Here is a 5122-nt window from a genome sequence, read left to right as displayed (position 1 = left end):
CACTGCCCCTTGTAGCCGTATGGTGTCGGGTTGTTGCCAGACATGCGCTGACCCCACACGTGGCATGCCAAAGCCCGCACTGGCGGTGCCGTCCCGCAAGGTATAGTAGCAGCTACCGGCGAGATCGGTCAATAGCCATTTCTTCCAGCAAGCCGGCGATGAAGGACGACAATAGTAAAACACTGAGAACCATTACCGCCCACAAAACAGATTGTGCTACCACCAAGCGTCGTGAGGCAGTCTCACCTGGCGGCAGTATTCCCACAGCCAAAAAACGGGCAACAACAGGTATGACCAGGTAAGAGAGTGCAATACCTGTCCAGACTAAAATCACGCCGTGCCATCCTATCTCGGTGCGCATACGAAGGGTTTGAACAGCAGCCCACGCCCAGAACAATATCACAAGCCCTATCCACTTGCGCATCGCGTTCTCCTCACCGATACGGCAAAGCCAACTTTGCGAAAGCCTGCCAGACAAGGGCCACGGTATACATCAACGCGATAGACAGAAAGAAAGTCAAAGCATCTACCGCATGTTTGCGTACATAGGCCCCGCTGTCGGAAGAGAGCCGAGCAAAAAGCCGTACGAACATCGTTCCCGCGCTGCCGATTGCCAGCCCGATGCCGAGGAGTACGACGACACCTTGCCAGCCGAGGGCATCACCCGGAACGCGTGCCGTCACTCCAGCCGTCAGAGAAACCGCGAACAACATCGCATTCAGCATGGTCAATCGGATAGCCCACATGGTTTTCCTCCTCTACACAGCCGGCGGAGGTGAGGGACGTGGTATGTATCCTCCAGGCCCGCAGCCCCCTTGCCCCGGAGAGGGACTCGGTGGATGCGGTACAGGCGGAGCCGGCTTAGGAACTGGTAACCTTGGCGGGTCCTGGCGAACCTCGTCGCATAGTCCACTTCCGAAGCCGCCACCGAAGAACGCGCCCACTATCTCCGACAGCAGTTCCAGAACCTCGTCCTTGATGTTGGGAGGCAGCAGCTTTTTGAGTAATTCACCACCCAGTATGCCCCCGATACATCCTCCAATGACATCGCACAAGCTTGGCACAGGGAAGGGACCGCAGGTACGTATCCCAGCCCTTCCGTGCATTATACCCCGATATAGAACGCAGGCTAACCATTCCCCAATCTGTTCTGCCGCACCGCCGGCAATGCCAACTGCACACTGCCGCAGTATTATTCCCACGAAGGGCGCAATCACGACCGTGCCCGAAGGGTCCTTACCAATTACCACCCCGTTCCCCACATACGCATACAGGTTGATGCCCCCCTCCAACCCAATCGGGTCTCGGGTCAACAGTCTGCTTGTGACGTGAGCGGGCATTGCCTGTGTATATGACCTTACAGGTCTTCCCACCTTACGACTCTACTGAAACCCCTGCCCTATACACACGACCGACACTCGTCCACTTCTCCATCATCAATGCGGCCAAATGGTTATGCAAGCAGACCGAATTACCGAACCGTGTGTCAGGTGAGTGTACGCATAGGCATTCACTAAAACTAATATCAGGTGACATAATAACGACATCAGAGACCAATGTGTTAACGTCTGCGCTCGTTCCGCTGCCCTTAATGCCACATAGATACTTGCCAGTGATAATCCGAGGGTAACCGCGTAAGCATGAGACAGCCACAGGCTCACATAAAAGAAGGTCGGTAGCCACCAAAGGAAGTATAGGATCGCCCCCACCGTTTCCCAGTGTGAACCTTGCTGAGCAGCGACGAGATTCATTGCAAGTACGAGAACACCCGAAGCTATCCCCATCATTGCGCACAAAGTGGCTGCCTTCACTAACAGAACGCATCTATGGATGAACAGCGTACTCATCTGGTCGTCAGCGGCAACATACATATTATGGGGCGGGGACGCCCTGGAATGCATGGTGTGGGAGCATAATCAAGACACCTCGTCCAGCAATCCAGATGTCCCCAGGTCAAATAGACAAAAACCTCACAAGCCCAGTCGCCTCGGCACGCCTTGAAACGCTCGAGCAAACACCCTCGCACGCAGTTACTCCACGGACTGTTCCCTGCAGCTCTACACGGCTGAATCATCATACAAGCAACTCGGTTGCCTTGGCTGCATAGCCGTTCATATTCAGAACATGCTGATGGCGGGGCACCACTGGGAGGTTGCATTGGCGGGGGAGCAGGTTCGCAAGGCGCTATTATTCCTGGGAACGGCGGATACAAAGGTATCAACCCGTTCGGGTCCACCTTGTTGACCACCCCGTTCCCCACATACGCATACAGGTTGACCCCTCCCTCAAACCCAATCGGGTCTCGGGTCAGGAACCTTCCCGTCGCAGGGTCTAAGTAACGGTGCGTCAGCAACAGTATATCAGTTTCCATGTCCGTATAGTAGCCCCACTGCGCTTTGTAGCCGTATGGTGTCGGGTTATTACCAGACATGCGCTGACCCCAGGCGTCGTAGGATAGGCACTAGCGGCATTATTCCGTCGAGATAAAAATAGGAACGACTATCCGAGGCGCTTGCGTTCATAGCTCGCATCCCACGAATACCCCCACCACATCCAGATTTCCCTCCGGCTCAGCTGCATCCCTGTCGGGTACATATCGGCAATCTTCTGCATCCACTGCTGCAGGAACAACCACTCACGGTAGGCGACTGCGCGTACCACCACATTGCCCACCTGAGAACTTTCCCGTTGCGCCACCAACCGCTCTATCTCCGCTTCGAGCCCCTGCTTCTCTTCCTCCGATAACTCGTTTTCACGCACCATTAGCTTCCATTCAATATCTTGCACCATCTGCCCTGCCTCATAGTCTCGCGGATTGTCCGCCCGCCAAATGTCATTCATCCGCTGCCAGATGCAGTTAGACACGATATCTGCCGTCGCTGCCGCCGAGCGGAACATGTCCTGAGCCCAGTTCAGCAGCATATACTTCAGAAGGCTCACCGCGTTCAAGAAATGCCAGTACAGTTCCAGTTCCCAGTATGCGCCCAGACGACACTCCTGCAGTTTGGCGTTGCCTTCGCAGCGGTCTTTGAGCCACAGTTCTGCCGCTTCTACCACCTTCCTTGCACGAAGGTCGTCGGGGCGATGGAACTCAAACGTGGGCAGATAGCGCTTCAGCACGTTCACCGCCAGACCTACCTGCACCTCCACTGGTAGACCATACAGGAAACGGAGCAAATGGTCGAAGTTTTTGGCAAGGAGCTTCTCCCAGTCATACCCGTCAAGTCCAGCAATGGGTTCTATCGGACGCAGGAATCGCCCAATTTTGGCAACGTAGGTATGGCGATGAGTAAAGGCTCTCACCGGTTGATGTCTATACCTCGTGCTTCTCTCTCAGGGCAGGGGGAACGTCTCTCTCCCCCAGGCAAAAGCACACTCCATTAACGCTACTTTATGTTGAACCCTGCGACTTTGGCGTCCATTCTCTCATGTAGAGCAGCAGCAAGTGTCTCAATCCATACACCACGCATAAATAAGCCAGCAGGGCACTGAGTGCAAGCCAGAACGCACGCACCACCCAACTGGTTAGCGGCCGGAAGATAACCGTCACTGCCAATATATCAAGACACAGTATTGCCCCCAATGCCAGCACTTGCAGGCGTGGACATATTCTGTTTCCCCCGAACAACAGTATCGCTGTGCCTATACCCAACAAGTAGGCGATATGTAACATGAGTAAAATTGCCTCAGCCCTTGCGCTTCTTGCCAAAAACGTGGGGGGAGGAACATGTGTCACCTTCTGCTGGCTATCTAAAAACACTCTCACAGGTGTATCGCTACAAAGGTAAACCCATTCAGCCTCCCGCAGGACAAGCTGTCCGTCCTGCTCACGACGATACACATTAGTGATGTAATCCGGTTCGCCGTGCGCCCGCTTGATGGCGGATGCAGGGGTGCCAACGGGCATGGAGGCAAACTTCTGAATCATTCCGTTACATTCCCAGATGAAATGTGTATCCACCGACAAAGCCAACCAAAACACGCCAAATGGAGCGGCTTGCAAAGCAACGGCTATGCACAAGAGGCAAAACCGCACCACCTGCTTTCCTATCGATGTTTGCCCCATTTTCTGAGACAACACGCCAGGCAACCCTCTCTTGCTTCCGCGCATGCCACCCCACTACTATTAGCCAGCCGGTCAGCATCACTGGCGCCCTCAGGATATCCCCCTGGGTAGACACGATGTCCGAAGCCTTGTGCCTGTTCACGGCACTCACCCGCTCCGATTGCACAGGCTGGCGACCCACTACATCGGCTGATTTCACAGGTGGCATAGCAATGAGCCAGTTTGTCGTTGCGCGACCAGTCCAGCACTCGACGAGCCAATTCGTAAGCTTCCCTAGCGCACTCGCCACAGTTCTTGATTGCTACAAGTATATCATCCATCCACTGTAAGAAGCCAAAATCGGGTAGAACGATACCAATAAAAACTCGCCCTTCGCTATCTTCTCCCATCACCACCCCGTTCCCCACAGTCGCATACAGGTTGATGCCCCCCTCCAACCCAATCGGGTCGCGGGTCAAAAACTTGACGCAGGCACCAGATGCTCGCGGATCCAATCGGTGAACTGGTCTTCAGACACCCCGCCCGAGGCGATACCCATAAACATTCTGTACTTGTCCTCCGCAGAAGCAGACAGGTCGTAACCGTTCAACCGCAGGAAGACCCGACACGCCACAAGCGCCACCCGCTTGTTACCGTCCACAAAGGGATGGTTGCGCACAATCGCCCACGCGTAGGCAGCTGCCAATCGTGCCATGTCCGCATTCGGCTCATAAGCATACACCTGTCGGGGACGAGCCAACGACGCTTCCAGCAAGCCTGGGTCACGTATCCCCAGCGAGCCCCCGTGTTGCAAAATCTGCCTGCGATGGACATACAGTATCAGCTCTTCCCGCAGCCACACAGGCTCTGCCATCGCCTATCCCGCCAGCGGCCGAAGCACTTCCTCATCTTGCTGCATCACTAACTCCGCTATCGCTACCTGCGTGGTCAGTTGAGGGTCTTCGGGCAGCAGCTCCAGCCCATACGGCGTCTCTATCACCAGAATCCGCTGTCCCTCCACCAGCCCAAGGCGATGCATTACCTCGTCGGGTAGCCCTACCTCCGCGTGCCCGGTTA

7 protein-coding genes are annotated in these 5122 nt (G+C 55.2%); all 7 read right to left on the bottom strand.

Translation table 11 applies throughout. The features are described from left to right. Positions 1-112: 112 nt before the first annotated feature. On the bottom strand, positions 113-424 hold the full coding sequence (locus K6U75_17100) for a hypothetical protein (protein MCL6476751.1): 312 nt from the start codon (positions 422-424) through the stop codon (positions 113-115). A gap of 10 nt (positions 425-434) precedes the next feature. Next, the gene (locus K6U75_17095) at positions 435-746 is read right to left on the bottom strand and encodes a hypothetical protein (protein MCL6476750.1); all 312 of its coding nucleotides are present in this window, start codon (positions 744-746) and stop codon (positions 435-437) included. 1097 nt (positions 747-1843) lie between these two features. Further along, the gene (locus tag K6U75_17090; protein MCL6476749.1) at positions 1844-2431 is read right to left on the bottom strand and encodes an RHS repeat-associated core domain-containing protein; all 588 of its coding nucleotides are present in this window, start codon (positions 2429-2431) and stop codon (positions 1844-1846) included. Between the two features lie 68 nt (positions 2432-2499). Continuing rightward, complete coding sequence (locus K6U75_17085; protein ID MCL6476748.1) at positions 2500-3303, bottom strand: hypothetical protein; 804 nt, start codon at positions 3301-3303, stop codon at positions 2500-2502. Positions 3304-3391: 88 nt separating this feature from the next. Continuing rightward, the gene (locus K6U75_17080) at positions 3392-4090 is read right to left on the bottom strand and encodes a hypothetical protein (GenBank protein MCL6476747.1); all 699 of its coding nucleotides are present in this window, start codon (positions 4088-4090) and stop codon (positions 3392-3394) included. Between the two features lie 430 nt (positions 4091-4520). Next, positions 4521-4919 (bottom strand): type II toxin-antitoxin system death-on-curing family toxin, encoded by a 399-nt coding sequence (locus K6U75_17075; protein MCL6476746.1) that lies wholly within the window; start codon positions 4917-4919, stop codon positions 4521-4523. Between the two features lie 3 nt (positions 4920-4922). Further along, positions 4923-5122, bottom strand: a 200-nt coding sequence (locus K6U75_17070) for an AbrB/MazE/SpoVT family DNA-binding domain-containing protein (GenBank protein ID MCL6476745.1), incomplete at its 5' end; no start/stop codon positions are given.

It is taken from the genome of Bacillota bacterium, from assembly GCA_023511455.1.
Taxonomy (GTDB): Bacteria; Armatimonadota; HRBIN16; order HRBIN16; family HRBIN16; genus HRBIN16.
The sequence above is the reverse complement of the archived record's forward strand: the minus strand, read 5'-3'. Positions and strand labels throughout refer to the sequence as shown.

Excerpts from the sequence above, each read along its gene's own strand:
- K6U75_17100 (MCL6476751.1), bottom strand. The coding sequence starts at position 424 with ATGCGCAAGTGGATAGGGCTTGTGATATTGTTCTGGGCGTGGGCTGCT.
- K6U75_17095 (MCL6476750.1), bottom strand. The coding sequence starts at position 746 with ATGTGGGCTATCCGATTGACCATGCTGAATGCGATGTTGTTCGCGGTT.
- K6U75_17090 (MCL6476749.1), bottom strand. The coding sequence starts at position 2,431 with ATGTCTGGTAATAACCCGACACCATACGGCTACAAAGCGCAGTGGGGC.
- K6U75_17075 (MCL6476746.1), bottom strand. The coding sequence starts at position 4,919 with ATGGCAGAGCCTGTGTGGCTGCGGGAAGAGCTGATACTGTATGTCCAT.